Below are 26,753 nucleotides of genomic sequence, written 5' to 3' on the forward strand. Positions count from 1 at the left end.
GTCTTTCTTTCACAAATTCGAAACAAATAAAAAAGAACTTAGACATTTCCAAGTTCTTTACGGATGAATCAATCCATCGTTCCATTGTCATACTTCCTATAATTTCTTTGTAAAACTATAATCCATTTCTCCACCTAGTGCTGCAGCTGTATCACCAGTTTCTCTAAAATCATGTGTATATATTTTTTCAAATGAACCGAAATCTACTTGCTTATAAAATTCAAAACAAGGGAATCCATCATGCTCTCCTTGAATATCAATACTACCATCCCTTTTCACACATACATGTAATACATAATCTACAGGAGGTGCATATATATTTAATGGATTACTTGCACTCGCACTCATTTTAAATTGCACACCATCAGGATTCCATACGATATTAGTACACACAATATTTTCAGCACTCGCTTTTCCTGTTCTTTTATTCACAGAACCGTCTGGATTCGTAACCTTCTCAGTCGTAATACCCGTGTTCGCATATGAAAACACTTCTTCTTTATAAAAATCCACTACTACCTCTTGCTCAACTCTAGAGCGCATAGTATTTACCGCATGTGGTGTAAATTCACGTGAATCACCTTCGAATTGAATTGTTTTTCCTGTCTCCATATCCTTCCTTGGTTCTGTCCAAGACATTGGAATAAATACGTTAGCTCTAATTTTTACGATATTAGTCATAAGAAACACCTCTATAATATTATTTTAAATACTGCATAATATTGAGTAAAACAAACCACAATTTCGCTCCCATAATCAATAGCTTTCTCTTTTACGTTTGCTACTTCCTTCTGAAAAATAGCGCTATATTTATATCTAGATTGTCGTTTTAAAGCTATATTCCATTTCTCCAGCTAGTGCTGCTGGGGTATCATCCGTTTCTCTGAAATCATGTGTATATATTTTTTCAAATGAACGAAAGTCTATTTGTTTATAAAATTCATAGCAAGGGAAACCATCATGTACACCTTCAACATGCACAGTACCACTTTCATTAACTCGTATAGTCAAAAAATAATCAGCTGCGGGTGCTGCCGCGTTTAACGGATTACTTGCACTTGCTCTCATTTCAAATGAAACTTCATCCTCGCCCCATACGATATTAGTACATACAATATTTTCTGTACTTGTTTCTCCTTTTTGATACTCAATTGAGCCATCTGAATTTGTAATTTTCACAGTAACGATGCAAGCATCTACATATGTGAAAATTTCTCTTTTATAAAAATCAACAATCACTTCTTGTTCTAATCTTGAACGCTTTGTATTTACAGCGAATGGTGTAAATTCACGTGCATCTCCAGCGTATTCAAAAACTCTTCCTGTTGCAGCATCCTTAATAGGCTTCAGCAACGCATACGGTGCAAATACACTCCCTCTAATTTTTACAATATTAACCATGTGAAACCTCCGTTGATTCTATTTATTTAAATCATTATTTGTACTATACAGGATATAGTCAATTTGATTGACTATATCCTGTATAGTACAATAAGTTTCATATGTAGTCAACTTGATTGACTACAATCACGGAGGTTATATACATGAATCATCAAACATTTAACGAATTAGATCTCACTTCACTTTTATCATTATCTTTCAGCACATTAATTACTGAACTACATGACAGATTAAGTGAATTAGGATTTGAAGATATTAGGCCAGCACACGGTTTTATGTTCAAACGAATCCTTCCTAATGGAGCAACAGGTATAGAACTAGCTGAGTATTTAGGAGTTTCTAAACAAGCTGTAAGCAAAATGATCGATTCTCTTGAAAACAGTGGTTATGTCACGCGTAAAAAGCATCCTACTGATAAAAGAGGTAAAATCATTATTTTAACCGAACGTGGTTTAGCTGTAATGAAAGCGAAAGAAGAAATAGTAGCTGAAATAGAGCAACGATGGATTGAAAACATAGGTACTGAACGAATGCAAATGCTCAAGGAAGATTTAACAACATTCGTTACTAAAGAAAATACTGAGAAATTATCATCAAATATACGACCTGTTTGGTAAGCAAAAACTCCACATAAAAACGAATCCATTTTGATCAGTCCCTTTCAAAATGGATTCGTTTTCTACAGTTTTATTAATAATTATTGCTTCTTTTAAATTTCATATCAAATATGCAGCAAGAGTCTATATTTTACGCATTATATAATTCCATAGCTCTCTGCACGACTAATTCTGCCGTATTCTCCTCTGGCGGCATCAACAAGTTTGTAACTGGACCATACACAACAGGATTTAATTCCACTTCATATCCACCATATGCATACTCCTCTTTTGTCGGTAAATAACCAATATATCCATTCGTATATCCACCTAAAAAAGCTATTTCATTTTGAAGACGCTCTTTCACTTCTAAAGCTGTTTCTGAAAAAGGTTCCATCGGTATACCAAAGAACATACCATCATTCATTTGAAACAGTTGAACTTCTAAATCAATACTTAACTGCCGAATACCTTGCTTATATTTCTCTAAAATTATAGCAAGCCATTCATCCGTATTCACATCCCACTGCTTCTCAGCTAATTGAGCCATGCTTCGTATTTCATTCATTTCAGGAATATCTTTCAACTTCATTTGCATCGTGCTCGAAACTGTCCTTAAACTTACAATTGGGCTATATGTAACTATTGGCAACATCGTTAATACATGTCCACTAAGCGTGTAAGCCATTTGTGTTAATGCGTCCCCTGAACCGCGATACTTTGCATTTACATTGCCAGCAGCACCTTGCACAATAATAACAGGACAGTTTACGATTTTCTCAAGAATCTCTCTCGTCATTCCCGGATAATCCGCTGATAATACATCGCTATCACCTTTTAACACATTCGGATGTGCCGTACAAAATACTATAATCCCAGATAGCTCCTTCGTTTCAGCATTTCTTATTGCTAACATGCCAATTCGTTTATCTACAACACCCTCTATATTTGTTCCCATCTTCGCTCTTCCATCAGATGTTCTCTCTCTTCGGTTTACCCCAATATCACCTGTCGTAACACTCCAGCCAATTTCACATGGACTCAAGTTGTTATTCGCAGTAACAGCACCGTGCACTACATTATTTACTAAAATCGTTTTATACGACTTTACTAAAGGATGATCACCGACTGTTTCCGGACCAGAATGTGTATGTGTATAAACAACAGTTATTCGCTCAAATGGTATATGAAGCTCTCTCGCTATTTGTTCACGAATCATATTTGTATCTTCTACTAACATTCCAATATTATCAATACTTATAAACACAGTTTTCGTCTCATCTTTTTCAAATACAAAAACTGTCCCATACATACACTCTTCAATATTATTTATTCCTGTCTCTCTATGGTATCCGACAAAATCAATACCTACAGGCGGCGTAATATCAACCTTACATACCCCTATTTTGCTCACTTAAATCGCTCCATTTCTCTATGTAACTCCCTTTTTTCAAGAATAGCATATTTAACTTTGTTCCAAATAAAAAAGAACGGACATAGCATTCTATGTCCGTTCTTTTCATCACACATACTTCCGATGCACCATCTTCCCATCATAAGAAAACACAACGCCCTTACTCTCCACAATCGACTCCATATGCACCGTTCTTCCCCATAACTGATGAATGTATGGCAATACTTTTTCTAAGTATTTTAAATCGAGCTCGATTCCTTCGTAACTATGTTTAATGTACAATTCTCCGTTCTTTAAGTAATCTCCATCTTCTACTACTAAGTACGGGAAGCCACCGTTTGTACGCATATTTACGAGTTGATCACGCACATGTTCCCACTCTTTATCTATTACTTTATATTCTTTTCCTTGGCGCTGGAATAAGTACATATCTTCTCTCATTACGAGATCTTTGTTTAAGTAGTTTCTTAAGAATGATACATCCCATTCGATTTCGCGTACTTCAAAGATTTTGTCCCGACCAGATCCTGGCTTTACGCCGCGTCGTTTCATTTCTTCTGTCGGGTTATTGTAGCGTTCTTCAATATCTTCGAACATTTTAATACCGAGGTAGTATGGGTTAATACTTGTTTTAGATGGTTGAACTACACCTGCATTAAGCTTTGCGAATTCAATCGCTTCAGAAGATGTTAAGTCCATTTCACGGAGTATGCGTTGATGCCAGTACGATGCCCAACCTTCGTTCATGATCTTCGTTTCAAGCTGCGGCCAGAAATATAACATTTCCTCGCGCATCATCGTTAATATATCGCGCTGCCAATCTTCTAGCTCACGGCTATATTCTTCAATAAAGAGTAGTAAATCTTTCTCTGGTTGCGGCGGAATTTTCTTCTTTTTATGCATATTAGGCCGTTCTCTCTTTTTGTTTCGATCATCTAAATTCCATAAATCATCGTACTGTGATATCTTTTTCTTTTCTACATCCTCTTCTAAATCTTCAATACTCCACGCAAGTTTTGGACGCATAAGCGATGGATCAATGTGCTCTTGAATGGCAAGTACGGCATCTAAAAATGTTTCTACCTCTGCCTTTCCATACTTATGCTCATATGCTTTCACACGGTCCGCTGTTGCCGCCATACTTTCTACCATATCTCGCTTCGTATTTGAAAAACGAATATTATTTTTAAAGAAGTCACAGTGTGCTAAAACGTGCGCTACAATTAATTTATTTTGAATTAAGGAGTTCGTATCTAGTAAAAAGGCATAACATGGATCAGAGTTAATAACGAGTTCGTATATTTTACTAAGACCTAAATCGTATTGTAATTTCATTCTGAAAAACTGTTTTCCAAAACTCCAATGTGAAAACCGCGTCGGCATCCCATACGCACCAAATGTATAAATAATTTCCGCTGGACATATTTCATAACGCATCGGATAAAAATCAAGCCCAAATCCAGTCGCAATTTCCGTAATTTCCGCAATTGCATATTGCAGTGCTTTATCGTCACTTACTCTCATTATTTTCCCTCCTTACACTTTCCCTTAAGAAAGTGTATGATGAGGAACAAGCTTTCATGAGGATTGATTGCATAATAAAAAGACATCCTCATAAAAACGAGAATGTCTCATCTATTAACCTTCAATAATCTCCATCTTCTCCGTAATCGGTGTACGAGCTTTTCCTTCTGGTGCTTTATCGAAATAGCCAAGGTGAAGAATTCCAACGATGCGTTGACCTCTTGTTAAACCAAGTCCTTCTATAAATAATGGATTGTAGTTTAATCCGCCTGATTTCCAAACACAACCTAATCCACGTTCCCAAGCAAGAAGTTGGAAGTTTTGCATAAATGCACATGTCGCAGCGTAATCTTCGTCTCGCTGAATTTGGCGTGGATCTTCATTCATATATACAACGATTTGTGCAGGCGTACTTAAGAAACGATCTGATAAAATTTTACCACGTTTCGCTCTTTCTTCTTCTGTGAAAGAGTTTAATACTGCATCTACTAATTTCTTTCGGCCTTCTCCCATGTATAGTTTACAATTCCATGGTTCACGGTGCTTATGATTCGGTGCCCACGTTGCGTCGTTTAATAGCTCAATTAATAATTCTTTGTCCACTGCTTTATCTGTAAATGTACGAACAGAGCGTCTTTCTTTAATCACATTTGCGATGGAAGTATATGTAGTCATATTTTTCTCTCCCTTATTTTTATCTATATGTATAACGTTTGTTATTGATATTGATTTTCAATTTCGATTATAACCTAGTTTTTTACTATTAATCAATGTTTTATGTTGGAAAACTTTCAAAAACGTCATTTCATACTGTGAATAAAAAAACTTAACTTGTTCACAAGTATTTCACATTTTATGGAAATGATATGTATACAGTTTTCCACATTATCCATCTAGGAGGAGTCTATATGTACAAAAAAATCGCAATAAGTATGACTATGGCAGCACTATTATGCGGGATATCTATCTTCCCCGCTTCCGCCGCTACACCAAAAGCAGTAACATTGCACCATCATAAACCAATTTCAGAAGAAGAAATGCAGTCGCTCGAAAAACTCGGCTATAACAAACATGAAATTTGGAAAGCTGCTCATATTGCAAGAATCAGTAAAAAAGAAATAAAAGATGTTTTAGCTTACTATAAACAAAATAAATCTTGGGAGAAAACAGCTGAGCATTTCGGCGTAGATCCAAGTAAATTGAAAAAGCATCATATGGATAAAGAAACGAAAAAAGCACTACTGCAAGAATTAGCAAATATGCAAAAATCTACACCAGACGGACTAAAACAAAAAATGAAAGAATATAATATCGGATTACGTCAGCTCACGGTATTAACAATCATCTCTCAAAAGAGTAATACCCCTCTTGATGATGTACTAAAAATGAAAAAAGACGGTATGGATATTAAACAAATCGCGGAAAAATTAAATGTTAAAAGAGAAGATATACGAGCAGAGATGATTAAATTAGTGAAGTCTATTAAAGAGAAGCAAACAAATTAACACGCAAAAAAGGAAGAGGTATTCACTGCTCTTCCTTTTCTTTATGAACTTTCAACTTTGAAGTATAAATTCCCGTATTTCCCAAAAACTAACATAAACAAATGATGTAGTAAGGGGTGAGAAAATGTTTCGTTTATCGTCTAAAAAGAAGAAAAAAACAATCTGTTCCATTCCAGAGTTTGTCCTCACTATGAAAGAATCTAGTGATTTCGTTTCCTATAACATCGTAGAAGATGGGACACTATGTTTGTTTTATTATAAATCTACAGCTGAATCACTCCTCATTAATCGATTCATTTTAACACCTATAAAAAGAGAATTAGATCGCATTGAAAATATAAGTGACATAGCAAATATCGTTACACTCGAAGGGATCATCACCAATCCTTCTATTGATGATATTCGTGAAAAATTATTAGTTGGGTATGTACTCATACAGATAAAAAACGATTCTCAAGCAGCAGAATATGCACTTATTCGTGCTGAAAGTTCAGTTTTAGGTACACGATTATATAACGATACCGAAAATGAATATAGTGTAATCGGTCCAAAAGTCGGGTTTGTTGAAAATATTGATACAAATACACACTTACTTCGCCGAAATATAGTAACAGAGCAATTGGTTTTCAAAGAAGTTATAGTTGGCTCTATATCAAAAACAAAGGTGATAGTTGCTTACATCGAAGGCATTACAAATGAACAACACATCAATACTGCAATGCAGCGCTTACAAGATGTTGACTTTGATGTTCCTTTTGATGCAACTATGATTGAACAGTTTATTAGCGATAATAGTAACTCACCCTTCCCTGTTTTACTACCTACAGAGCGGTTAGACCGCTCTGTGTACGCATTACTGAATGGAGGCGTTGTTATTTTAACAGACGGTTCACCTTACGCATTAGCTGGACCAGCGACGTTACTTGATTTCTTCGTCTCGCCAGAAGATTATTATTTACCATGGATAGCAGGCTCATTTCTTCGAATGGTTCGCTTTTTCGGAGCAGCATTCTCGCTATTTTCATCAGCTATTTATACAGCTGTATTAACGTATCACTATCAAATGATTCCTGTGGATTTACTAGGTCCGATTATTTTTTCAAGAGCTAATGTACCCTTTCCGCCCATTTTAGAAGCACTTTTTTTAGAAATCACAATCGAATTGCTCCGTGAAGCTGGAGCACGATTACCTACAAAAGTTGGACAAACAATCGGCATCGTTGGCGGGATTGTAATTGGCCAAGCATCTGTTCAAGCTGCTTTAACGAGTAACATTTTATTAATTGCAGTTGCTTTATCAGCACTCGCTTCTTTTACAACACCAACTGTAAAAATGTCTTCTACTATCCGGATACTACGATTTCCACTTATTCTTTTAGCTGGTGCATTTGGGGGCTTAGGTCTTATTGTAGGATTCGTACTCATATTAGCTCATTTAATTCGCTTAAAATCACTTGGATCACCTTATTTATTACCTCTATATCCATTTCGCGGTTTAGGGACAGCAGAAGGACTCCTTCGCCTTCCATTTAGTCAAACTGCAGAACGCGCTTCTTTTCTAAGGCCCAAAAAGAAATGGCGCTATGACCCGAACAAAGCGAAAGAAAAACGCGACGGTGAGGAAAAATGAAAAATATTTTATTATGCTTTTCCATTATCATTTTAATTGTTCAATCTGGTTGTACAGAAGCATATATAGTTGATACACAGCGAATGATTCACGTAGGTGGATTCGATATAATAAAAGATAAAAAATTTCGCGGAACCATTTTATATCCCGATTACACAAAGGGCGTACAATCTAAACCAGAAACTCAATCAACTCATGCAGGTACAATTGAAACAATCTCTTCCCTTCTAAACGCCAAATCTCCACATACGATCGCTGTAGGTCAAATGCGTGTTGTCCTATTTGGAAAAGCATTTGGTGAACATGGACTTGGAGATGTTATTAACAACTTACAACGTGATCCTAACATTGGCCGTGATGTGCAGCTAGCACTTGTAGATGGTTCAGCAGAAGAATTACTGAAACATGTCAGAATAAATGGATCACTTTATTTATCTGATTTATTGGAGCAAAATATAAAAAACGAGACAATCCCGCGGACAGCTTTAAATATTTTTTTATATAACTTCTATTCATCTGGATGCGATCCATTTCTTCCTTACATTCAAGTATCAGAAGACAAATCTGCTTCCATTAAAGGGCTAGCTTTTTTAAAAAAGGATAAAGTGGTTATGTATACAGATAAGAAAAGGTCTTTTTTATTTAAATTACTCATTAATCCAACGAAAAATGGGCGTTACGAAGTCCCAATACGTCAAGGTAAACATAAAGGATTAATTGCTACTCAAAACTTATCCGGAAAAAGTGTATGTTCCCTTTCTCAAAACGGTGATATTCCAAGAGTTAACATACACTTAAAATTAAATGGACTCGTAAAAAATGCTCCCAGCTGGCTTGATTTATCGAAGAGCAAAAATGTAACTTACGTAAAAAGACATGTAGAAAAAGCGCTTGAGAAGGATTTAAACAAATTAATAAAACAATTCCAAGAAAATGAAATCGATCCAATTGGTATACGTGAAGAAATTCGTAGTCACTCAAGAAAATGGAGCATGAAACAAATTCAGAACATGTATCCTAACGTAGACGTTGCTGTCAATGTAAAGATTAATGTCGTACAATCTGGTATCGGAGAATAGTGAGGTGCTATCATGGCTGAACAAGATAAAACACATACTGTTTCCCCTTATTTCACATTTCTTCTATTACACTCTCTTCAAATTGGAGTAGGTGTGTTAGGATACCAAAGGATTATTGCGCAATATGCTGGGTATGATTCTTGGATTTCCCTTATCGTTGCGGGCATTGCAACTCATATCGTACTATTTTGCATGCTTAAAATGTTAGAAAAAGATAATGATTTAATGAATATTCATACGACATGTTTCGGAAAGTGGATTGGAACATTTTTTTCTGTATGCTTTGCCGCATATCTTTTATTATTTTGCCTTACTGTTCTTCGTTCATATATTGAAGTGATTCAAGTTTGGGTCTTTCCTACAATTAAACCGTGGAAATTAACCTTACTATTTTTACTTGTAGCTTATTACATAATTAGAGGTGGCTTGCGGTCTGTAACAGGAATATGTTTTTGGGGAGTTATCATACCGATTTTCGTCCTATTTTTCTTAGTTTTCCCGATGAAATATGCACATGTCCGTAACATTTTCCCAATTCTTACTCATTCACCTTTAGAAATTCTAAATGCAACGAAAGCATCTGCATTAGAATTTCTTGGATTTGAAGCGATTCTTATTTTTTATCCGTTTATTAAAAAAGGAAAATCGATAAATAAATGGGCACATGGTGGTATTGCTTTTTCAACTGTTTTATACGTAGTACTGGCAATTGTTTCCCTTATGTACTATAGTCAAGGGCAGCTACACCATACCATTTGGCCAACATTAACGATGCTAAAAATCATTAAAGTTCCTTTTATCCAAAGGTTTGAGTACATTATTATTTTTCTATGGTATCTTATTATTTTACCTAATCTTTGTTTAACCATTTGGTCTTCTTGTTGCATTAGTAAAAAATCGTTTCACATACCATTTAAAATCACACTACCATTATTTATCGCAGTCATATTTATTTCATCCTTATTTTTCACAAACCGTGAAAGTATCAACACATTAAATACAGTACTATCTAAAGCTGGTTTATATATTGTATACGCCTATATCCCAATTTTATTTCTATTTCATTCACTACGATGGCGCTTCAAAAATCCGTCGAAAAAATCTTCAACCGATACACCATAATCTCTGATACAATTTGAGTAATACATTTGTAAAGGGGACAAGCGTATGAAGAAATATGTATTTTCTTTACTTGCAGTACTGAGTTTAATTCTTGCTGGATGCGGAGCTACTAGTACAAATGAAAAAAAATCATCTGAATCAAAAGAAGAGCATGACCACGCCACGCACACTCAGCAAGCTGACATTCAAGAAAAAACAAAAGGAGTCGACACACTTCCTACCTTCCTAGACAAGCTTGATCCACAAATGAAAGACATTTACACTGTTGCTGGACAAAATGCAGAGCTATTAGATTGGATTCCATGTTACTGCGGTTGCGGTGAAAGTGTGGGACATAAAAATAATAAAAACTGCTTTATTCGTGAAATGAAAAAGAATGGTGAAGTTGTTTGGGATTCCCATGCAACGACTTGCGTCAATTGCCTAGAAATCGCAGTTGAATCTGCTTCGATGAAACAAAAAGGAAAATCAACGCTTGAAATTCGTAACTATATCGATAATAAATACAAAGAGGGCTACGGTAAGCCGACACCTACGCCAATGCCAAAAGCTTAAAAACGAGGAAGCACCTCGTTTTTTCTTTTCATTCACTTTTTTTCTTAACAAATTCTTTCAAGTGTATTTCTCCTTACTTGTCACACACTATATATAACTCCTCAGTAAGGAGGGTACACAATGCAAACATATAACGACTATGACAAAGCTCTCTATTACACGTATTGCTGTAATTGGGATAAATTACTCGTTCTCATGGTTCAAACGAACGATCAACTATTTTCTAAGCGTATTGAACATTTTTTACACGCTTATCAATACAGTAAAGAACTACCAGAAGTTGATAAACAATTGCAGCTCCTATTTCAATATATTGACCACGCATCCCAAAAGTCACATATAGAAGAAGTAGAGCAAATTCAAATGTAAAATATAGCGCTATTCTCTTCTGGAGAATAGCGCTTTTTTAAAATGTTTATATCAATAAAAGTTTCCCCTTATAAAACTTTTATTGATAAACATATTTTTTCTTTCTTTTCTGTGCCACTTCATACTATAATTTAGTATGTAACTATTATAAGTGAGGTATAAAATATGGGACGAGAAAAAAAGCAAGAATATGCTTTACTTACCGCTTGGGGAGCTTCTTTTATCGCTACACTAGGAAGTTTATACTTTTCCGAAATCATGAAATTTGAGCCTTGTGTCCTTTGTTGGTATCAACGTATTTTTATGTATCCATTCGTTTTATGGCTCGGTATCGCTGTAGTAAAAAAAGACTATCGCATCGCAAGTTATTCTTTACCAATTGCAAGTATTGGTGCTTGTATTTCTTTATATCACTATGCGATTCAAAAAATCGCAGCATTTTCAGCTGCTGGGGCAGCTTGCGGTCGTGTACCATGTACGGGAGAATACATAAACTGGTTCGGCTTTGTGACAATCCCGTTTTTAGCACTTATCGGCTTTATTACAATCGCGGTTTGTAGCTTTATTGTCATCAAAAACAAATAAGGAGATGAAAGAATGAAAAAAATGCTTATATTTGGCGGTATTATTATCGTCTTATTTGCGGCAATCTTTGCTGTAACACAAATGGAAAAGAAAAACGCATCGACAGATGAAAAAGATTACTACTCAAATAAAATTTCTCTTGAGGATCTCAATAAAAATATAGAAGATAAAAAAGAACAAACGATTTACTTTTATCAAACCTCTTGCGTTCATTGTCAAAAGATCTCTCCTACTGTTGTACCTTTAGCGAAAGATTTAAATGTTGATATGAAAGTAATTGATATTGAAAATTTAAACGAACCTTGGGATAAGTACAATATCCAAGGAACACCGACAATTATTCATTTTAAAGATGGTAAAGAAGTAAGCCGTATTAGCGGAGAACAATCAAAAGAAAAGTTCAAAGAATGGTTTGAACAAACGAAGAAATAACGAGAAAAGGAAACTCCTTCTACACATGAAATGGGCGTAAAATCCCACACTAATGTATAAGGAGGGGGTTTTATGCCAGAAGTGAAATGCTCTGTTTCCAATTGCTCATTTTGGGGACAAGGTAACTTTTGTCAAGCAAATGCAATCGTTGTTCAACCAGATGCACAAGAAGCTGGTTCGAATGCAAATGATTCGTATACAGGCGCAGTTTTTACAAACGAGACGCTAGAAAGCTCTGTAACAACAAGTGTAGAAACTTGTTGTCATACATTTAAGCCAAAATATTAAACATAAAAAGCATACGATTACTCGTATGCTTTTTTTTACATCCCTCTCCAAAAATCATGCATGATAAAAAAGTACAAAATAACGAGAACAGCTGTACCGCATAGGGTAATGCGCCGATATATACTCTTCTCCCCTTCCCTTGCCTTAACAAACGCCCAAATGAATCCGAAGAATAATATTAAATCAACATATGGAACATAAAAAGAAAAGACGAGAAACGCATACAAATACACGATAAATAAACAGGTCGTTACTAAGAAAACTTTAAATGCAAATTCACTTTTCATAATATAACCGCCCCCTATCTGTACTGTATTATATTCCGCAAAATACAATAGTTGCAGTTAAACTCGAAGTAGAAATAAGCTACCGTCTATAATACGGTAGCCATTACGGAACATTATATTTCCGTTTATATATATTACTTAAAGTCGAAGAAGGAATTTGCTCATAACGAATTTTTTCTCCTGTTTCATCCACAATATACAAATTGTTTCCTATATAATATATTCCATCTTTTCGTTTTGAGTACACTGCATATCTTTCGTTTGGCAATACCGTTTTCACTTTTGTTAACTGCCCATTTGGTTCTTGCCAATATATATCGGCACGGTCTACTAACGTAAGTATGCCAATTTGTTCTTCTTCTATTTTACGACCACTCCAACTCACAACACGATAACCAAGCTTATTCGCTTCATATTCGGGGCTCGTATGAAAACGAGAAATGATTACTTTTGTCTGCAATTGTACTCGGTCATATAGCCACTGTATATCTCTGTCGTGCATACGGATACAACCATTTGATTCCTTACTTCCAATTGTCCATTCCCGATTTGTCCCGTGAATCGCATACTCTTTTTTATCTAATCCGAGCCACCTTGTACCGAGAGGATTGTTCGGTGCACCACCAGGTATTTTCTTTCGATGATATTCTTTATTTTTATATTTAGTTATAATACAAAAATTACCTTCAGGCGTTGGGGTACTATCCCTTCCAGTCGTTATTGGAAATGTTTTCATATAGTTTCCCTCTTCAAAAAAAGATAGCTGATTCGTCGTAAGGTTCACTAATATTAAATGATCTGTATCAGCAAAAGCACTAACCGGTAGGATGAAAAGTAATAGGATGACGAAACATAACTTTTTCATCTATATCCCCCCTAGCGCTCACTATAATAAGTGGAATTAACTTTACTTTGCTCTTATAAATGAAAACTATCCATTTACAATAACGCCCCCGTTTACATGTATCATTTGCCCGGTAACATAGGATGAATCGCCAGACGCTAAGTATACGTATGCTGGCGCTAGTTCATATGGTTGACCAGGTCGTTGCATCGGAACATTGCTTCCAAACTGTGAGACTTTCTTCTCATCGAAGCTAGATGGAATAAGCGGTGTCCAAATCGGCCCAGGAGCAACACCATTTACACGAATCCCTTTTTGCACTAACGATTGAGAAAGTGATCTTGTAAAAGCTACGATTGCCCCTTTCGTTGCGGAATAATCAATTAAAGTTTCATTTCCTTCATACGCAACGATAGATGCCGTGTTTATAATGACATCCCCTTGCTTTAAATGAGAAAGTGCTGCTTTCGCAACGTGAAAATAAGAAAAAATATTAATACGAAAAGTCTTTTCTAGCTGTTCTGCTGTAATATACTCTAGTCCTTGCTGCGGATATTGCTGCGCGACATTATTTACTAAAACATGTAAACTACCTAGCTGCCGAACGGTCTCTTGTACAATATCTTTACAATGCTGTTCATTGCTTAAATCACCCGGTAACAATACACACTTTACACCTTCTTGTTCTACACGTTGCTTCGTCTCATTTGCGTCTCCCTCCTCATCTAAATACGCAATCGCAATATTTGCTCCCTCTTTCGCAAAAGCGATGGAAACAGCTCGTCCAATTCCACTATCTCCGCCTGTAATTAGTACATTCTTTCCTTTTAACTTTTCGCTACCTTTATAATTTGGATCTTCAAACTGTGGTAGAGGATTCATTAATGATTCAATACCAGGCTGTTTATTTTGATGTTGCGCTGGCATTGTTACAAAGTTTTTTTGCTGCGGCATAGCTTCTTTCAACTCCTTCTTCTTATAATGTGCATAATAAAAACTGAAATTCACACATCGTTTTACGATTAATATTCGAATTTAAGACACAAAATATGAATTATTGTAAACTTTTTAAGCAAAACTATTGCAAAATAGTTAAAAAACGAATATTATATATAACTGTTGTGAAAATTATTCGTAAACAGAAAGGATGTTTATATGTTTAACCTTTCAAAACATAAAACTTCTATTAAAACTGAAATTATGGCAGGTATTATTACCTTCTTAACAATGGCATATATCATTGTGGTAAACCCTGTTATCCTTGGGGATGCAGGTGTTCCATTTGAACAAGCATTTACAGCAACCATTATCGCTGCTGTTGTCGGAACATTATTTATGGCGATTTTTACAAACTTACCAATCGCAATTGCACCAGGTATGGGATTAAATGCTTACTTCTCTTACTCTGTTGTAAAAGCTCATGAAGGCATGACTTTCGCAATTGCATTCTCTGCTGTATTCGTAGCAGGTATGATTTTAATTTTGTTATCATTCACATCTTTCCGTACAAAATTAATGGAAGCAATTCCTGAAAACTTAAAACATGCAATTACTGCTGGTATCGGTCTTTTCATTGCCTTTATCGGTTTGCGTTTAACAGGTATCGTTACAAAAAATGAAGCAAACTTAGTTGGACTTGGTGACCTTCACTCTGCTCCAGTACTACTAGCATTAGCTGGACTTGGAATTACAATTGTCCTTATGTCTTTAAATGTAAATGGTGCACTATTTATCGGAATGCTATTAACTGGTATTATCGCTTTCTTCACAGGACAATTAACATTCTCAAACGGTGTTACATCGATGCCTGGATTACCAGAAGGAATTATCGTTTCAAATCCAATTACTGCTGTATCTGATGTAATTAACTACGGATTGTACGGCGTTGTATTTTCATTCTTCCTTGTTACATTATTCGATACAACAGGTACATTACTTGGCGTTGCTCAACAAGGTGGATTTATGAAAGACGGAAAGCTTCCAAAAGCTGGACGAGCTCTTCTATCTGACTCATTCTCAGCAACAATCGGTTCTATGTTCGGAACAACACCATCAACAGCTTACATTGAATCATCTGCTGGTGTTGCAGCTGGTGGTCGTACTGGTTTAACAACAGTTACAGTAGCTGTTCTATTCGCACTAACAGCATTCTTCGGACCATTAGTAAGTGCCGTTTCTGGTGTATCAGCTATTACTGCACCATCATTAATTATCGTTGGTAGTCTTATGATGGGTTCAGTTCGCCACATCGATTGGGACGCATTTGATGAAGCATTCCCAGCATTCTTAGTAATCTTAAGCATGCCACTTACATCAAGTATCGCAACAGGTATCGCACTTGGATTTATTTCATACCCACTTATGAAAGTGGCAAAAGGTAAATTCCGTTCTGTTCACCCACTTGTATACGTATTTGGAATTTTGTTTGCTTATCAATTGATTTTCTTACCACATTAAAATCCCTCATAAAGAGGGATTTTTTATTTATAAAAAAGTAGAGCATCTAATTTCGATACTCTACTTTCCTTTTACAACAATCAAACGAATTACTTTTAACACTTCTCATTCACCTGTAATTCTTTACTATACTCTGGAATGAAAACTGATGAAATAACCATTACCATCCCTACACTACAACCAATAAGCTGATCCAGTAGCAGTTCATCATGAATGAACCAGCGCAGTAAAAATAAGCTACCAAAAATAAACATCATAGTAAACCCAGTATGTCTAAGCCCTTTATATACATTTTCTATATATATGTATCACCTCTCCACATACTTTTATCCATATTACACCACAATATTTCCATCAAGTAGTCGTATCGTGCTCTGGCAGTATGCAGCTACCTTTTGATCGTGTGTTACAACTAGTACCGTTTTCCCTTGTTTATTAATTTCTTTTAAAATGTTCATAATTTTTTCCCCATTTTCTTGATCAAGAGCACCAGTCGGTTCATCAGCAAGTATAATTTTTGTATCTTGTGCTAAAACCCTTGCTATCGCTGTCCTTTGCTGTTCTCCTCCTGATAACTCGTAAGGATATTTGTTAATATGCCTCTCAAGCCCTACCATTTTCAGCATTTCTTTTGATATTTGCATACGTTTCTTATGAGAAAATCTTCTATATACAAGCGGAAGCATTACATTTTCAACAACTGTATAATCATCTAGTAGCGAAAAGTTCTGAAACACAAATCCAACTTCCGTGTTTCTATACTTATGATAGTTTGACTTTAATGTACTCGTATCCATTCCATCTAAAAAATACTTTCCAGCAGAGGGGCTATCGATTAAGCCAATAATGTTAAGGAGAGTAGATTTCCCAGAACCAGAGGGCCCCATAATAGCTATCATTTCGCCTTTTTCTATTGTAAGATTAATATCCTTTAAAGCACTAAATTTATTCTTTCCAAAGCCCTTAGCCACATTTGCAAGCTGAATCATCTATAACACCTCTTTCATATATGTATTTTTTATTTTTAATACATTGAAATAAATGATTGCATATATAATGAAGATCATTACAATTGATAACATACTTATAACAATCAATGATTCTTTAGAGACTTGTAACGTTCCAAAAAAAGATACGGTGCTATTTTCTAACTCTTTTTGAATTTCAATCGCTCCGCTATTCTCCCATTGAAAATATATAATTCCTATACATATAGATAAAATGAATAACAACATATACTCAATAACAAACGGAAGACATAGTTGAAAAGTACTTGCTCCTAATGCTGATTTAATAGAAATATTTTTACGCTCCATATAAAGCGTGGCCATTGATGTTAATAAAATAGATATAAATGAAAAAGATAAGACTATACCGCTTAATAATAAGGGGTATGACATATTATCAATGCCTTGCTTTTCATTTTCTAACAATTTATTCGGATTTGTAACATAATACGAATACCCCTTGCCTTCTGTTACTTTTAATACTTTCTTTTGAAATTCATTTATATCCACTTTTCCATTTGTTTCTATAATTAGCCCATTGTATAAAAGGTCTACACTATAAAACTCTATTTCTTCTGTTCCAATTGGTAAAATAGCCATATCATCTAATAATGTAATACGATTATCCGATATTTCACCGCTTCGAGGATATGTAAATGGTGAATTTTTTTCTAAAAAACCAATTACTTTTAGCTTCATTTTTCCAGATTGTATAACATCACCAATAGATACCTTTTCTTTATAATTAGCCCCTAATATAACAGGTCTAATATCAAATACTGATTTATGAAATTCCGATTCCTCAAAATATCTTCCTTGTGAAATTCGTATATGAAAGTATTTATTAATATCTTTATCAACAATAAGAGTCTTTATCGTTCCATTTTCTTTTTTTAAACTAAGTGAATAGTTGCGGAACAAATAATTTGTTTTATTTGTTATTGGTATCGTATTAGATAACCCTTGAATGAAATGTTGATAATCACTTTTCGCTTTTTCTTCGCTAAACAATGTTATATCTTGCGTCGCATAGAGTTCATAGAAATTTTTATGAGTCGATAAATTATTTGCTACTGTCATCATTTTTCGATATCCCGAAAGATTACTAACAAATTCTATAGCTGAAGAAAACGCAATAATTAAAGAAATTACTATAATCAAACTTGGTAACAACCGTTTTTTCACAGACCGTATAGAATCAAATATAAAAAACATGACGACCACCTACGTTCTTAAATGTTTTCCAGGATATATATTTATAATGTGCTTGATTGGAATTACAGTAACAAAAATTGTAAGAAAAATTATAAAAACAACATTACATATCAATACATATAGTGTTAACGGCTTTAATAAATATGTCTGAAAATACGTATGAATGGTTCCCGAAAACATTTCTAGCGCCATAAAAACCAACAACATCGCCACTAGAGAAATAAACAAAATTTGAATATATAGTTCACAGTAAATAGATATATTAGAAGCACCTACTGCTTTTTTTAATGAAATCTCTCTTTCTTTTTTATAAATCCAAAATAAAACCGCAGAAATGCCAGAAACAATTGCAACAAGAATGAATTTATAATAATACTTATTCGCTGGATCTATATATGTTACATTTAGTTCTTGAAGATCTCTTTCATTCAGTATTTGAACCTCACCCGAAATTACTTCTTTGCTCTTGCTCATAAATGTTTTTATTTCGTTATGGATAGATGATGTAGGGTTAACAACTGTTAATTGTAATTGTTTACTCGCGATAATACCTTTTTTAGATATAGTCGGTAAGTTTTGAAGTGGAACGTATATGCCTGCTACGCCGACGTCACTGTCTTTTCTCGATATAGTTCCTATTTTTTTATATGTATCATCAAATTCATATAATTCCTCTACATTCGTTTGATCACCAATAACCATATCATTTACATTTTCACGATGAAAATATTGCCCTTCAGAAATATATGGCATCCAATAATAATCATCTTTTAAGTTCACAGCTATGATCTTTGTTGCCCCTGAACTATTTAATATTTTTAAATGCTCTACGTAAATATCACTTTTCACAAAAGTATCTTGTATGAAAGGAATTATCGCTTCCAATTCAGTTGCATTCGCTATCGGAACAGTTAAAATTTGATTTTTTTCTGGGAAACCGATTTGAAAAGCAGATATAAAATTCCGTTTGGACTCTGTTAAAAGCGCAGCTACTGATATAGAAAGAAAAGAAATAAAAAATGCCATAAGAAGAATGACTGAAAATAGTTTGTTGTTTTTTATATTTTTAAAAGCTAAATACATGTCTCTGCTCCTTTTAGATAAGAAGGAGATGATGAACATCCACTCTCCTTATCCAAATATTTATAAAGACAACTATTTAATATTTTTTGTCACTGTAATCGTAAGTTTCCATTACTATCAAAATTACCTTTGCGAATCTCTTCTTGATAGTCATTATGCTCAGAGTATAGTCCTTTTGGACCAAATGCATTATATGCACCATTACTCACAGTAGCATTTAATGCTCTTCCAGATTCATGGGATCCTAATCTATCCGAAGCGCTTTCAATATATGAATTATTTCCATTTGAATTAATAAAAGAAATTGCTACTGAACAACGAGATGCATTTTGATTCGTAGTTGTTTGAGCTCTGTAAGATAGGAGATTACCGCTTTTGTGACCGCTTAGAGTTGGATAGAATGCACTTGTTGAGATTGATGTTGCTAATAATACTAAAGTCGTAATTGAAAAAACTTCTCCTTTCATTAACAATCACCTCATAAATTAAATAGTTTAGTAGCGCTACATCATCATACTATCCTTCAAATAAATTCTCCTCAATAAGAACCCCCTATGTTTTACAAACTCTTTAAACACTTAAACATTCATACATTTTTAAAAAGTAGCGTATAAGTAGCAATACAAAAAAGGCTGTGGATAAATTCTTCTCCACAGCCTAATACTTATTTTTGTAAAAACGCCTGCAAATCTGCAAACTGTCTCTTTGCATCTTCATAGCCTTGCTCATATAGATTTTGTAGTTTTGCTTTATCTTTTTCCATACGATCTACTTGAAGCTGTATTTCTGGACGAATAACAAATAAATTACCAGCTTGCTCTTCTTTTTCAATGTAGTGAAGTGTTTCATTATACACTTCATAACGATTTAGCATCGTGTTCACAAGGTTCGGATATTTTTTATACGCTTTCGCTGCCACCCATCCAAACTTTGATTTTTTCTTCGCATACCCTTGATTTCTTGTTAAAATTACGACTGATTTTTCAAATCCATCTTCCTGTGCTTTACGAACTGGAATTGGATCAGAAATCCCACCATCTAATAACTGCTTACCACGGTAATTTACTACCGGTGCAATGAAAGGTAATGAACTAGATGCTTGTAATAAATTTAGTGCATCATCATTCGTTCCCTCTTTTTCAAAATAAACAGATTGTCCTGTTTCACAATCCGTTGTTCCTACAAGAAAGCGTTCAGGACTATTAAAGTATGTTTCAAAATCAAACGGCACATGCTTTTCTGGAATTTCATGAAAAATGAAATCCATATCAAATAACTGACGCTTTTTCCATAAGTTTTTATACGATAAATATTGTGGGTGTGATGCATAATCAATATTTACTGTTTTATTTCTATTTCGTTGTCTGGAAAGATACGACGCTGCATGACAAGCACCAGCTGATACACCGATTACATATGGAAAATATAAATCTTGTTCCATAAAATATTCTAATATCCCACCCGTATATACACCACGCATACCGCCGCCTTCTAATACTAACCCCGTATTTTCAAGCATGTTATTCTCTCCTCTTTATATATTGACTCTTTAATTATTCACTATGTTAAGTATCTTTTTCTATTATATATGAGTTCTTTTAGAAATTATATTCAAAAGGCTTGAAATAAAGGAATTTTTTCTTCCAATTATATTTCTAAATGATCGGAGACATCCTTTATAAATCTTTGAATAAAATCTTGTTCTTCTTTCGTATATCTATCTAAAAGTAACAGCCACTTTTCTTCAGCTTGTTTATGCAATTTATCATGAGCTTTATATATTTCATTTCCGCTTTCCGTTAAGCGAAAGAAAATTTCTTTTTGATTGTCTAACATTTGCATCTTCTCAACGAATGTCTTTTGGAACAATTTTGTACAAATTTTAGAGATTGCACCCTTCGTCATTCCCATTTCTGTCGTAATTGCCGTTACATTCATCAAACCATTTTTCCCGATACACTCGATCACATGTAACTCAGATAAAGACATACCACTTATACCTGTCTCACGAAGAAATTTCTCATTTTGTCCTTTCAAATGTTCTTCTTTTTTATGCAAAAGTGTACGAATGTCCGAAAGTATTTCCATTTGTTTCGTTGCATAATCCAACCCGTTCGCCCCCTAAGTTTCCAAAGAAACAATTTAACTATATACCATTTTAAAATCATTTTTTCATATTTACAAGTGAGAAAAACATGTTAAAATAAATTTAGTTTCCTAGGAAACTAAATTACAAGGAGGTTACCACAATGAAAAAATCCAAACTAAATTTCATTTTATATATTATCTGTATTAGTGCCTTACTCGGTTCCTTCGCTCAAAATATTTACACGCCTATCTTGCCCGTGATTCAAGCTTCTTTTCACACTTCTCTTTATCTTGTAAATGTAACAGTTTCACTTTTCACATTCGTTCTTGCAATTATGCAGCTCGTATATGGGCCTTTCATTGATACAAAAGGAAGAAAATCTGTCCTTATCCCTAGTTTAATCATTAGTACAATTGGTTCAATCGGATGTGCTTTTTCGGCGAACATTTATTTATTTTTATTTTTTAGAGTTGTTCAAGCTATAGGAATAGCAGCTATACCTGTAGTCGCAGCAACGATTATCGGTGATTTGTTTGAAGGAAAAGAACGAGGGGAAGCAATGAGCCTATACCAAATGTTACTTGCTCTCGCACCTGCGATTGGCCCTCTCATAGGTGGTTACCTCGGTAGCATACATGGACACTTATCCGTATTTCTGTTTTTATCTATACTTGGCTTTCTCTTATTCATTATAAACATTTCACTACTTCCAGAAACAAAACCAACTGTAATTAAGCAACCGCAAGCAAAAAAAAATTACTGGTTTATCTTAAAAAATAAAACTGGATGTTCTATTACTCTTATTGGCTTTATTCAATTTTGTATTTATTTTTGCTTTCTCGTTTTTTTACCGAGTATTTTAACAAATTCATTTCACTTAACTGCAAGTGAAATTGGTCTTGTATTTGTACCGATGTCTCTTTCTATTATGTTAGGAAGTTATTGCTACAAGGTTTTGCAAAAGCACCTTACAACAAAGCAAGCTTTCTTCATTACTAGTTTCTTCAATATTATATGTGTCACTTTATTCTCTTTCACATATAGCATCAATATCCCATTCCTCATTATCGTTACATCTTTGTACGGTTTTAGTATGGGACTTTCTATGCCAACTCACACTACTTTATTAACGGAAGAATTCGTACAAGAACGCGCAACTGCTATCGGTATGTACAACTTCATCCGCTATCTCGGTATGAGCACAGGGCCACTTGTAGGTGGATTTCTTTTATTTAATCAAAATTACTTTTGGATTTTCTTCCTAGGTGCAATTATGTTTCTACTCATAATCTTATATGCGATGAAAATACTATGCTTCCCTGTCACACAAAAAGTAAAATAGAGACCTACAGATGGTCTCTATTTTAAGCTCTTTGATCCGCAACAATATGAATATCAATATACTTCGTTTGTCTCATAATTTCATTTACAATAGAACCTTTTCGTATTTCTTCCCACCTTGTTCTTGCCGATTGTCCGAGTAAAATTTGCGTTACTTGTAGTCTTTTCGCGACTTCAATAATAACATCAGCTGGCTTTCTTCCATTTGCTTCTTCTAATACAAAACTTGCATCAAATTGATTCGTTAGCGATTTCCACTCTTCAATTGTTTGCTTTTTCCCTGCTGAAAGTGAATCTATATTTTCCCGCTCTACGTTTAAGACATACAATTCAGCGTTTAACCGATCAGCCATACGCCAACCTCTCCGTATTAATTTCTCTGCTGTTGAACTGTATTGTACACAAACGAGAATTTTTTCTTTCACCCCAATCGGTTCTATAACTGTTTGGCTAATTTTCTCATCCATATCATCTGCAACTTCACGAAGCGATAATTCCCTTAGTGCTCCTAAATTATTAAGCGTGAAGAAGTTTTGTAAGCTTTGTTGAATTTTTTCTTCCTTATATATCTTTCCATCGATTAATCTCTTCCTTAATACCTCGGGTGTTGCATCAACAAGCTGAATTTCATTTGCTTTTTGCAAAATAAAATCTGGAATACGTTCTCGCACTTTAACATTCGTAATTTGAGCTACAATGTCATGAACGCTTTCTAAATGTTGAATATTAAACGCTGATAATACAGATATACCAGCATCTAGCAATTCCTGTACATCCATATAACGTTTCTTATTTTTCGACCCGGGAATATTACTATGCGCAAGTTCATCCACAACAACAATTTGTGGTGCACGTTTTATAATTCCTTCCACATCGAGTTCATAAAATACTTTCCCTTTATAATCAATTTCTTTTAAAGGAACTTTTTCTAAATCAGCAATTGCGTCTTCCGTTTCTTTTCTCCCGTGTGTTTCAATTAAACCAATTACAATATCCATACCATCTTTTTGCATTTCTCTTGCATCAAATAGCATTTTATAACTTTTCCCTACTCCTGGAGCCGCTCCTACATATAGCTTTAACTTTCCTCGATTTTGCTGACGAATATATTCTAAATACTCTTCTGGTGTTCGCCTTTGAAAAGTTGGTTTATAGTCATCCGCATACAAAACACTCACAACCTTTCTTTCAAAACAACGCTACCTCAATCCATTAGATTGAGGTAGCACTGTTACTATTTCATTAGTTTCTGTAATTCTATATTTAACTTTAAGACGTTCACACGATCTTCTCCAAATAAACCAAGTGCCGCACCTTCCGTTTGATCTTTAATCAATTGATCTAGCGTTTCTTTCGGGATTTTCGTTAATTTCGAAATGCGCTCTACCTGTACGGAAGCTGCCTTCGGACTAATGTCAGGATCAAGCCCTGAACCTGAATTTGTCACTAAATCGATCGGCACTTCTGTAACTGGAACCGCCCGGTTTTGTTTCTTCCAGTCTTCCATACTTTTCTCTACTCGTTTCTCTAAATCTGGATTAGACGGTGCATAGTTATTTGAACCAGATGCTTCTGCTTTATATTCAATACTAGAGACACGCCCATGAAAATAACGTGGATCTGTGAAATTTTGGCCAATTAACTTAGAACCAATCACTTCATTTTTATCATTATATATTAGACTTCCATCCGCATTCTCCTTCATTACTGCTTGTGCAATACCAGTAACAATAAGCGGATATACAAGTCCGCACAACACTAAAAATGTAAAAGTAATACGGACAATCGGTGATAGTATACTTTGTTTCTTCGCCATCTTTTTCCCCTCTTCCTTATATAAACAAGCCGACAATTATATCGATTACTTTAATTCCAATGAATGGTACAATAACTCCGCCAAGCCCATAAATAAATAGGTTTCGGCCAAGTAGTGCATTCGAACTCATCGGTTTATATGCAATACCTTTCATCGCTAACGGAATGAGTAACGGAATAATAACAGCATTAAATATTAGTGCTGATAAAATCGCTGACAGTGGTGATGTTAGTTTCATAATGTTTAATGCTTCCATTTGCGGAATCGCAAGTGTAAACATCGCTGGAATGATTGCAAAATATTTTGCGATATCATTCGCAATACTAAACGTCGTTAACGCACCACGCGTCATTAACAATTGCTTACCGATTCCTACAACCTCAATAATTTTTGTCGGGTTCGAATCTAAATCAATCATATTCGCTGCTTCTTTCGCAGCTGTCGTACCACTATTCATTGCTAATCCAACGTCAGCCTGCGCTAGTGCCGGCGCATCATTTGTACCATCACCTGTCATCGCTACAAGTTTCCCTTTATCTTGCTCTGCTTTAATAACCGCAATTTTATCTTCTGGTTTACACTCAGCAACGAATTCATCTACCCCTGCTTCTTTTGCAATTGTCGCTGCTGTTAATGGGTTATCGCCTGTACACATAACTGTTTTAATCCCCATTTGACGCAATTGTTCAAAACGCTCACGCATACCAGGTTTTACTGTATCCTTTAAATAAATTAAACCGTAAATACGATTATCCACTGCAACTACAAGTGGTGTCCCGCCCTCTTTTGAAATGAAATCTGCTTTTTGATTTACATCTTTCGGAATCGTTCCACCTTGTGACTGAACCCATTCAATAACGCTACCTACAGCACCTTTCCTCACTTTCGTTCCGTCCTGTAAATCAACACCACTCATTCTCGTTTCTGCTTTAAATGGAACAAATTCACCTTGTTCTGCAAGTTCTCGATTATATGATATAGACTTCGTTTTTACATATTCTATAACTGATCGACCTTCTGGTGTTTCATCTAAAACTGAACTAATTGCAGCCCATTTCCCTACTTGCTCAATCGTTTCATTTCCTACAGGAAGTAATGTATGTGCCATTCGGTTCCCGAAAGTAATCGTACCTGTTTTATCTAAAATAATTGTATTAATATCACCTGCAGCTTCTACTGCTTTACCCGACATCGCTAACACATTGAACTTTGTCACCCGGTCCATCCCAGCAATACCAATTGCTGATAACAACCCACCAATTGTCGTTGGAATTAAACAAACTAACAATGCGACAAGTACAGCTGTATCAATTTGAAACCCTAAATAGTTTGTAAAGATCGGCAACGTCACAACAACGATTAAGAAAATAAGAGTTAAGCTCGTTAATACTGTATTTAAAGCAATTTCATTCGGCGTTTTTTGACGAGCAGCGCCTTCTACTAACGAAATCATTTTATCAATAAATGATTCACCAGGATTACTCGTAATGACAATTGTAATCTCATCACTGACGACCATCGTTCCACCTGTTACGGAACAAAAATCACCGCCCGCTTCTTTTATTACAGGAGCTGATTCACCTGTAATCGCAGATTCATCTACAGAAGCTAATCCTTTCATTACTTCACCATCACTTGGGATCATCTCACCTTGCTTTACAATAACAACGTCACCTTTTCTCAAATCAGTTGCTGAAACTTGAACAATGTCTCCATTTTCTTTCACCACATTTGCAAACACATCTTTCTTCGACTGTTTTAAAGAATCGGCTTGCGCTTTCCCACGCCCTTCTGCTAACGCCTCTGCAAAGTTAGCAAATAAAACTGTAAATAAGAGAATGAGAGAAACTGTTATATTAAACCATCCTGGTACACTACTAGCACTACTTGGAAGAAACGATAAAATGAACGTAATGATAAATCCAATTTCCACAACGAACATAATCGGATTCTTTATCATGACTTTCGGATTCAATTTCGCAAAGGATTGTTTCATCGCATGTGTTACGATATCACGATCCATCGTTTTCGCTTGTCTAACCTCATCTTCTATAGCATGTATTTGTGACTGATTTACTTGTTTTTCTTTTACTACTACCGGTCTCATCATTTAC

30 protein-coding genes are annotated in these 26,753 nt (G+C 35.0%); 12 read left to right on the top strand and 18 right to left on the bottom strand.

Translation table 11 applies throughout. The features are described 5' to 3' along the window. Positions 1 to 96 precede the first annotated feature (96 nt). Positions 97 to 681 carry a DUF3238 domain-containing protein gene (locus tag QCI44_RS24270; protein WP_016133667.1) on the bottom strand — a complete coding sequence of 195 codons (585 nt, stop codon included), beginning with the start codon at positions 679 to 681 and terminating at the stop codon, positions 97 to 99. A gap of 135 nt (positions 682 to 816) precedes the next feature. Further along, positions 817 to 1,401: a DUF3238 domain-containing protein gene (locus QCI44_RS24275; protein WP_016089231.1), complete on the bottom strand. Its 585-nt coding sequence runs from the start codon at positions 1,399 to 1,401 to the stop codon at positions 817 to 819. A gap of 143 nt (positions 1,402 to 1,544) precedes the next feature. Between QCI44_RS24275 and QCI44_RS24280 the strand changes: the two genes are divergently transcribed. Beyond that, positions 1,545 to 2,018, top strand: a complete 474-nt coding sequence (locus tag QCI44_RS24280; protein ID WP_001016465.1) for a MarR family winged helix-turn-helix transcriptional regulator — start codon at positions 1,545 to 1,547, stop codon at positions 2,016 to 2,018. Positions 2,019 to 2,148: 130 nt separating this feature from the next. Here QCI44_RS24280 and QCI44_RS24285 read toward each other — a convergent pair whose 3' ends face one another. From QCI44_RS24285 to QCI44_RS24295, 3 genes are all read right to left on the bottom strand, one after another. Further along, positions 2,149 to 3,411 carry a neutral/alkaline non-lysosomal ceramidase N-terminal domain-containing protein gene (locus QCI44_RS24285; protein WP_016133666.1) on the bottom strand — a complete coding sequence of 421 codons (1,263 nt, stop codon included), beginning with the start codon at positions 3,409 to 3,411 and terminating at the stop codon, positions 2,149 to 2,151. 108 nt (positions 3,412 to 3,519) lie between these two features. Then, positions 3,520 to 4,935, bottom strand: a complete 1,416-nt coding sequence (spoVR, locus tag QCI44_RS24290) for a stage V sporulation protein SpoVR (RefSeq protein WP_016089234.1) — start codon at positions 4,933 to 4,935, stop codon at positions 3,520 to 3,522. Between the two features lie 114 nt (positions 4,936 to 5,049). Then, entirely contained in the window at positions 5,050 to 5,610 is a 561-nt protein-coding gene (locus QCI44_RS24295; RefSeq protein WP_016089235.1) for a nitroreductase family protein, read from the bottom strand. A 233-nt stretch (positions 5,611 to 5,843) separates the two neighbouring features. Here QCI44_RS24295 and QCI44_RS24300 point away from each other — a divergent pair, with 233 nt between their 5' ends. The 9 genes from QCI44_RS24300 to QCI44_RS24340 all read left to right on the top strand — a co-directional run bounded on the left by QCI44_RS24300 (position 5,844) and on the right by QCI44_RS24340 (position 12,500). Next, complete coding sequence (locus QCI44_RS24300) at positions 5,844 to 6,440, top strand: hypothetical protein (protein WP_353811484.1); 597 nt, start codon at positions 5,844 to 5,846, stop codon at positions 6,438 to 6,440. A 124-nt stretch (positions 6,441 to 6,564) separates the two neighbouring features. Further along, positions 6,565 to 8,070 carry a spore germination protein gene (locus tag QCI44_RS24305; RefSeq protein ID WP_000489317.1) on the top strand — a complete coding sequence of 502 codons (1,506 nt, stop codon included), beginning with the start codon at positions 6,565 to 6,567 and terminating at the stop codon, positions 8,068 to 8,070. Further along, positions 8,067 to 9,149: a spore germination protein GerYC gene (gene gerYC, locus QCI44_RS24310; RefSeq protein ID WP_016133664.1), complete on the top strand. Its 1,083-nt coding sequence runs from the start codon at positions 8,067 to 8,069 to the stop codon at positions 9,147 to 9,149. Before QCI44_RS24305 ends, gerYC begins: the two co-directional genes overlap by 4 nt. Positions 9,150 to 9,161: 12 nt before the next feature. Continuing rightward, a complete protein-coding gene (locus QCI44_RS24315) occupies positions 9,162 to 10,271 on the top strand; it encodes a GerAB/ArcD/ProY family transporter (protein ID WP_016133663.1) in 1,110 nt (369 codons plus the stop codon). A 45-nt stretch (positions 10,272 to 10,316) separates the two neighbouring features. After that, positions 10,317 to 10,826, top strand: coding sequence for a PCYCGC domain-containing protein (locus tag QCI44_RS24320; RefSeq protein ID WP_016089238.1), 510 nt, complete (start codon positions 10,317 to 10,319; stop codon positions 10,824 to 10,826). 120 nt (positions 10,827 to 10,946) lie between these two features. Beyond that, positions 10,947 to 11,195: a YhdB family protein gene (locus QCI44_RS24325; RefSeq protein ID WP_001195458.1), complete on the top strand. Its 249-nt coding sequence runs from the start codon at positions 10,947 to 10,949 to the stop codon at positions 11,193 to 11,195. A 165-nt stretch (positions 11,196 to 11,360) separates the two neighbouring features. Continuing rightward, a complete protein-coding gene (locus QCI44_RS24330; RefSeq protein WP_000532269.1) occupies positions 11,361 to 11,780 on the top strand; it encodes a disulfide formation protein C in 420 nt (139 codons plus the stop codon). Positions 11,781 to 11,792: 12 nt separating this feature from the next. Further along, positions 11,793 to 12,212, top strand: a complete 420-nt coding sequence (locus QCI44_RS24335) for a thioredoxin family protein (protein WP_016089240.1) — start codon at positions 11,793 to 11,795, stop codon at positions 12,210 to 12,212. Positions 12,213 to 12,284: 72 nt separating this feature from the next. After that, complete coding sequence (locus tag QCI44_RS24340) at positions 12,285 to 12,500, top strand: DUF1540 domain-containing protein (RefSeq protein ID WP_016133662.1); 216 nt, start codon at positions 12,285 to 12,287, stop codon at positions 12,498 to 12,500. A 35-nt stretch (positions 12,501 to 12,535) separates the two neighbouring features. On the opposite strand, the gene QCI44_RS24345 is transcribed toward QCI44_RS24340, so the two are convergent. The 3 genes from QCI44_RS24345 to QCI44_RS24355 form a co-directional block, all read right to left on the bottom strand. Continuing rightward, the gene (locus QCI44_RS24345) at positions 12,536 to 12,787 is read right to left on the bottom strand and encodes a hypothetical protein (protein WP_000834195.1); all 252 of its coding nucleotides are present in this window, start codon (positions 12,785 to 12,787) and stop codon (positions 12,536 to 12,538) included. Between the two features lie 103 nt (positions 12,788 to 12,890). Beyond that, entirely contained in the window at positions 12,891 to 13,652 is a 762-nt protein-coding gene (locus tag QCI44_RS24350) for a L,D-transpeptidase (protein ID WP_016089242.1), read from the bottom strand. A gap of 66 nt (positions 13,653 to 13,718) precedes the next feature. After that, on the bottom strand, positions 13,719 to 14,585 hold the full coding sequence (locus QCI44_RS24355) for an SDR family oxidoreductase (RefSeq protein ID WP_016089243.1): 867 nt from the start codon (positions 14,583 to 14,585) through the stop codon (positions 13,719 to 13,721). Between the two features lie 201 nt (positions 14,586 to 14,786). On the opposite strand from QCI44_RS24355, the gene QCI44_RS24360 reads away from it, so the two are divergent. Further along, a complete protein-coding gene (locus tag QCI44_RS24360) occupies positions 14,787 to 16,088 on the top strand; it encodes an NCS2 family permease (RefSeq protein ID WP_016133661.1) in 1,302 nt (433 codons plus the stop codon). Positions 16,089 to 16,183: 95 nt separating this feature from the next. Here the strand turns inward: QCI44_RS24360 and QCI44_RS24365 are convergent, their stop codons facing one another. The 7 genes from QCI44_RS24365 to QCI44_RS24395 all read right to left on the bottom strand — a co-directional run bounded on the left by QCI44_RS24365 (position 16,184) and on the right by QCI44_RS24395 (position 21,502). Then, positions 16,184 to 16,387 carry a hypothetical protein gene (locus tag QCI44_RS24365; RefSeq protein WP_033659629.1) on the bottom strand — a complete coding sequence of 68 codons (204 nt, stop codon included), beginning with the start codon at positions 16,385 to 16,387 and terminating at the stop codon, positions 16,184 to 16,186. 36 nt (positions 16,388 to 16,423) lie between these two features. After that, complete coding sequence (locus QCI44_RS24370) at positions 16,424 to 17,077, bottom strand: ABC transporter ATP-binding protein (protein ID WP_016133660.1); 654 nt, start codon at positions 17,075 to 17,077, stop codon at positions 16,424 to 16,426. Continuing rightward, positions 17,078 to 18,310 (bottom strand): ABC transporter permease, encoded by a 1,233-nt coding sequence (locus QCI44_RS24375; protein ID WP_016133659.1) that lies wholly within the window; start codon positions 18,308 to 18,310, stop codon positions 17,078 to 17,080. It abuts the gene before it with no gap. 9 nt (positions 18,311 to 18,319) lie between these two features. Continuing rightward, positions 18,320 to 19,393, bottom strand: coding sequence for an ABC transporter permease (locus QCI44_RS24380; RefSeq protein ID WP_033659628.1), 1,074 nt, complete (start codon positions 19,391 to 19,393; stop codon positions 18,320 to 18,322). 89 nt (positions 19,394 to 19,482) lie between these two features. Further along, the gene (locus tag QCI44_RS24385) at positions 19,483 to 19,860 is read right to left on the bottom strand and encodes a hypothetical protein (protein WP_016133657.1); all 378 of its coding nucleotides are present in this window, start codon (positions 19,858 to 19,860) and stop codon (positions 19,483 to 19,485) included. A 197-nt stretch (positions 19,861 to 20,057) separates the two neighbouring features. Then, entirely contained in the window at positions 20,058 to 20,912 is an 855-nt protein-coding gene (locus QCI44_RS24390; protein ID WP_098413096.1) for a patatin-like phospholipase family protein, read from the bottom strand. Positions 20,913 to 21,040: 128 nt separating this feature from the next. Next, positions 21,041 to 21,502, bottom strand: a complete 462-nt coding sequence (locus QCI44_RS24395) for a MarR family transcriptional regulator (protein ID WP_016133655.1) — start codon at positions 21,500 to 21,502, stop codon at positions 21,041 to 21,043. Positions 21,503 to 21,642: 140 nt separating this feature from the next. On the opposite strand from QCI44_RS24395, the gene QCI44_RS24400 reads away from it, so the two are divergent. Next, the gene (locus tag QCI44_RS24400) at positions 21,643 to 22,824 is read left to right on the top strand and encodes an MFS transporter (protein ID WP_016133654.1); all 1,182 of its coding nucleotides are present in this window, start codon (positions 21,643 to 21,645) and stop codon (positions 22,822 to 22,824) included. Positions 22,825 to 22,846: 22 nt separating this feature from the next. Here QCI44_RS24400 and kdpDN read toward each other — a convergent pair whose 3' ends face one another. The 3 genes from kdpDN to kdpB are packed head-to-tail and all read right to left on the bottom strand — an operon-like array spanning position 22,847 to position 26,746. Further along, positions 22,847 to 24,001, bottom strand: coding sequence for a KdpD-like non-kinase potassium sensor (gene kdpDN, locus QCI44_RS24405; protein ID WP_080118087.1), 1,155 nt, complete (start codon positions 23,999 to 24,001; stop codon positions 22,847 to 22,849). 56 nt (positions 24,002 to 24,057) lie between these two features. After that, positions 24,058 to 24,639 (bottom strand): K(+)-transporting ATPase subunit C, encoded by a 582-nt coding sequence (kdpC, locus tag QCI44_RS24410; RefSeq protein ID WP_016089250.1) that lies wholly within the window; start codon positions 24,637 to 24,639, stop codon positions 24,058 to 24,060. Positions 24,640 to 24,655: 16 nt separating this feature from the next. Further along, a complete protein-coding gene (kdpB, locus tag QCI44_RS24415; RefSeq protein WP_016133653.1) occupies positions 24,656 to 26,746 on the bottom strand; it encodes a potassium-transporting ATPase subunit KdpB in 2,091 nt (696 codons plus the stop codon). Positions 26,747 to 26,753 lie beyond the last annotated feature (7 nt).

Source organism: Bacillus cereus group sp. RP37, from assembly GCF_040459695.1.
Classification (GTDB): domain Bacteria; phylum Bacillota; class Bacilli; order Bacillales; family Bacillaceae_G; genus Bacillus_A.

Coding starts and splice junctions, on each gene's coding strand:
- QCI44_RS24270 (WP_016133667.1), bottom strand. CDS start 681: ATGACTAATATCGTAAAAATTAGAGCTAACGTATTTATTCCAATGTCT.
- QCI44_RS24275 (WP_016089231.1), bottom strand. CDS start 1,401: ATGGTTAATATTGTAAAAATTAGAGGGAGTGTATTTGCACCGTATGCG.
- QCI44_RS24280 (WP_001016465.1), top strand. CDS start 1,545: ATGAATCATCAAACATTTAACGAATTAGATCTCACTTCACTTTTATCA.
- spoVR (WP_016089234.1), bottom strand. CDS start 4,935: ATGAGAGTAAGTGACGATAAAGCACTGCAATATGCAATTGCGGAAATT.
- QCI44_RS24295 (WP_016089235.1), bottom strand. CDS start 5,610: ATGACTACATATACTTCCATCGCAAATGTGATTAAAGAAAGACGCTCT.
- QCI44_RS24300 (WP_353811484.1), top strand. CDS start 5,844: ATGTACAAAAAAATCGCAATAAGTATGACTATGGCAGCACTATTATGC.
- QCI44_RS24305 (WP_000489317.1), top strand. CDS start 6,565: ATGTTTCGTTTATCGTCTAAAAAGAAGAAAAAAACAATCTGTTCCATT.
- gerYC (WP_016133664.1), top strand. CDS start 8,067: ATGAAAAATATTTTATTATGCTTTTCCATTATCATTTTAATTGTTCAA.
- QCI44_RS24315 (WP_016133663.1), top strand. CDS start 9,162: ATGGCTGAACAAGATAAAACACATACTGTTTCCCCTTATTTCACATTT.
- QCI44_RS24320 (WP_016089238.1), top strand. CDS start 10,317: ATGAAGAAATATGTATTTTCTTTACTTGCAGTACTGAGTTTAATTCTT.
- QCI44_RS24325 (WP_001195458.1), top strand. CDS start 10,947: ATGCAAACATATAACGACTATGACAAAGCTCTCTATTACACGTATTGC.
- QCI44_RS24330 (WP_000532269.1), top strand. CDS start 11,361: ATGGGACGAGAAAAAAAGCAAGAATATGCTTTACTTACCGCTTGGGGA.
- QCI44_RS24335 (WP_016089240.1), top strand. CDS start 11,793: ATGAAAAAAATGCTTATATTTGGCGGTATTATTATCGTCTTATTTGCG.
- QCI44_RS24340 (WP_016133662.1), top strand. CDS start 12,285: ATGCCAGAAGTGAAATGCTCTGTTTCCAATTGCTCATTTTGGGGACAA.
- QCI44_RS24345 (WP_000834195.1), bottom strand. CDS start 12,787: ATGAAAAGTGAATTTGCATTTAAAGTTTTCTTAGTAACGACCTGTTTA.
- QCI44_RS24350 (WP_016089242.1), bottom strand. CDS start 13,652: ATGAAAAAGTTATGTTTCGTCATCCTATTACTTTTCATCCTACCGGTT.
- QCI44_RS24355 (WP_016089243.1), bottom strand. CDS start 14,585: ATGCCGCAGCAAAAAAACTTTGTAACAATGCCAGCGCAACATCAAAAT.
- QCI44_RS24360 (WP_016133661.1), top strand. CDS start 14,787: ATGTTTAACCTTTCAAAACATAAAACTTCTATTAAAACTGAAATTATG.
- QCI44_RS24370 (WP_016133660.1), bottom strand. CDS start 17,077: ATGATTCAGCTTGCAAATGTGGCTAAGGGCTTTGGAAAGAATAAATTT.
- QCI44_RS24375 (WP_016133659.1), bottom strand. CDS start 18,310: ATGTTTTTTATATTTGATTCTATACGGTCTGTGAAAAAACGGTTGTTA.
- QCI44_RS24380 (WP_033659628.1), bottom strand. CDS start 19,393: ATGTATTTAGCTTTTAAAAATATAAAAAACAACAAACTATTTTCAGTC.
- QCI44_RS24385 (WP_016133657.1), bottom strand. CDS start 19,860: ATGAAAGGAGAAGTTTTTTCAATTACGACTTTAGTATTATTAGCAACA.
- QCI44_RS24390 (WP_098413096.1), bottom strand. CDS start 20,912: ATGCTTGAAAATACGGGGTTAGTATTAGAAGGCGGCGGTATGCGTGGT.
- QCI44_RS24400 (WP_016133654.1), top strand. CDS start 21,643: ATGAAAAAATCCAAACTAAATTTCATTTTATATATTATCTGTATTAGT.
- kdpC (WP_016089250.1), bottom strand. CDS start 24,639: ATGGCGAAGAAACAAAGTATACTATCACCGATTGTCCGTATTACTTTT.
- kdpB (WP_016133653.1), bottom strand. CDS start 26,746: ATGAGACCGGTAGTAGTAAAAGAAAAACAAGTAAATCAGTCACAAATA.